The 1950-nt window shown below is 72.4% G+C and carries 1 protein-coding gene and 2 pseudogenes; 2 read left to right on the top strand and 1 reads right to left on the bottom strand.

Translation table 11 applies throughout. From position 1 onward, the window contains the following. Positions 1-218: pseudogene (locus ESO86_RS19830) on the top strand (hypothetical protein); the annotation flags it as partial. 173 nt (positions 219-391) lie between these two features. Next, entirely contained in the window at positions 392-1537 is a 1146-nt protein-coding gene (locus ESO86_RS16070; RefSeq protein WP_129235851.1) for a M14 family zinc carboxypeptidase, read from the top strand. Between the two features lie 59 nt (positions 1538-1596). On the opposite strand, the pseudogene ESO86_RS19270 reads toward ESO86_RS16070, so the two are convergent. Further along, positions 1597-1950: pseudogene (locus ESO86_RS19270) on the bottom strand (hypothetical protein); the annotation flags it as partial.

Below are 1950 nucleotides of genomic sequence, written 5' to 3'. Positions count from 1 at the left end.
GGCGGCAGGCCGGGGAGCCGTCGGCGGCGAAGCCGACGACGGGCTCGATACCGCGCGCCGGGCTCTTCTCCGGGACGGCGGACGGCGCGCAGCGCGCGTCGGAGTTCACGCAGGCGATCCCGGTGCAGCCCCAGGAGGACGGGGACGGTGCGCGCGCGGGGGCCGACGCCGATGCGGGCGACGACCGGTCCGCCGGCACAGACGATCGGGCGCGCTGAGGCCTCGCCGGACGAACGGTGCGGACCGGCCGCGAACCGCGGACGCGCGTCCCTTGAGGAACGGAGCCGATCCTCCGTAGGCTCGCAGCACGCTCTTGGGAAAGCCTATTCCGGGTGATCCCCGGAGCTCGTGCCGCCTTCACCGGCACGCCGCACCCACAGGGGAGACATCGATGTCCACAGGCCCGACGCCGACGCACCACCGATCCCGAACCGCAACCTTCGCCGCCGCCGCGGTACTGGCCGTGGCGGCCCCGCTCGCCGCAGCCGGACCGGCCGTGGCCGACCCGAACTTCCCCTCGACCGAGGGGGAGACGAACACCGCGAGCATCGCCTCGTACGACGACCTCGTCGCCGAGCTCCAGCGGCTCGAGGACACCGCCCGCTTCGGCGTCGACGTGCAGACGCTCGCCGAGGTCGGCACCGCGGTCTCCACCTCGGAGTCCGGCCGAGACCTCTACGTCGCGACGGTCGGCGAGGGCCCAGAGGCGGTGTGGCTCCAGGGCCGTATCCACGGCAACGAGCCCTACGGCACCGAGTCGCTGCTCGCCGTCCTCAAGGAACTCGGCACCAACGGGTCGCCCGACTGGACGCTGCTCCGCGACACGTACACGTTCCACGTCATCCCGATGTACAACCCCGACGGGTCGGAGCTCAACATCCGCCACACGATCCTGCAGGACGGCTCGAACAGCCGCATCGACCTCAACCGCGACTGGGGCGTCGGCAAGTTCGCCGCGGCGGAGTCCGAGGCGTTCTACGAGTACTGGACGATGGTCGACCCGGCGTTCGCCGTGGACATCCATCACCAGGGCCTGAAGCGCGAGTACGGCACCGGCGATGACGTCACCCTGTCGCTCGGCATCTCGCTCGCCCCGGGCGGGCCGACGCTGCCGGGCGTCGAGGGGGGCGCGTACGACGTGCTCACGCGCCAGATGCACGTGCACGTCTACGACGAGCTCGCGAAGTACGGGTACGTCAACATGGACCGCTACCAGGTCGGCGGCAGCCTCGAGATCGACATCAAGGGCGGCGTCGTGTCGGCCATGATGCTCGGCCTCGACCACGACGGGCTGAACCCCGAGGGGCACAGCAACCCGGCGATCTTCTTCGAGACGAGCGGCAACACGAGCGACGGCAGCCTCGGGCAGAAGGCCCGCGGCAAGTCGATCAAGCAGAACGTCGTCGCACTCCAGGAACTCCTGACCGGTATGGCCACGGGCGAGGTGCAGCAGGAGGACCCGGCTCGCTGGGATGAGATCCCGCACGCACCGGTGACCGGCTACCAGACCGACACCGGGGTCATCCCCGTTCCGTAGTCCGCGCGGCGACGAGGGCCGGGTCGCATCATGCGACCCGGCCCTTCGCGCACGGGCGTTCAGGAGTCGGTGCGGGTGCCCCCGTCGTCGTCGCCGTCCTGGTCGCCGAAGCCGGGACGGTCGCCGGGCTCACCCATGCCCGGTCGCCCGCCGCCGGGGGCGAAGCCGTCGCCGTCCCGATCGCCGCCGAATCCGGGTCCGACGGGAACGCCAGCCCGGTCGCCGCTGACGCCGTTGAACAGTGCGGCGGCGTTGCCCGCGACGAACCCGGCCCCGAAGAACATGAGCGCCGCCACGAGGGCGCCGACGGCGAGCACCCAGGCCCTGCGGTACCACGGGGTGCGCTCGTCGCCCGGACCCGATCCGCCGTGCGTCGGGGGCGCGGCCCCCGCCGGGGTCGCGGCAGCGGGCCC

It is taken from the genome of Agromyces binzhouensis (assembly GCF_004135055.1).
In the GTDB taxonomy this organism is placed as follows: domain Bacteria; phylum Actinomycetota; class Actinomycetes; order Actinomycetales; family Microbacteriaceae; genus Agromyces; species Agromyces binzhouensis.
This window is presented reverse-complemented; position numbering and strand designations above follow the sequence as displayed.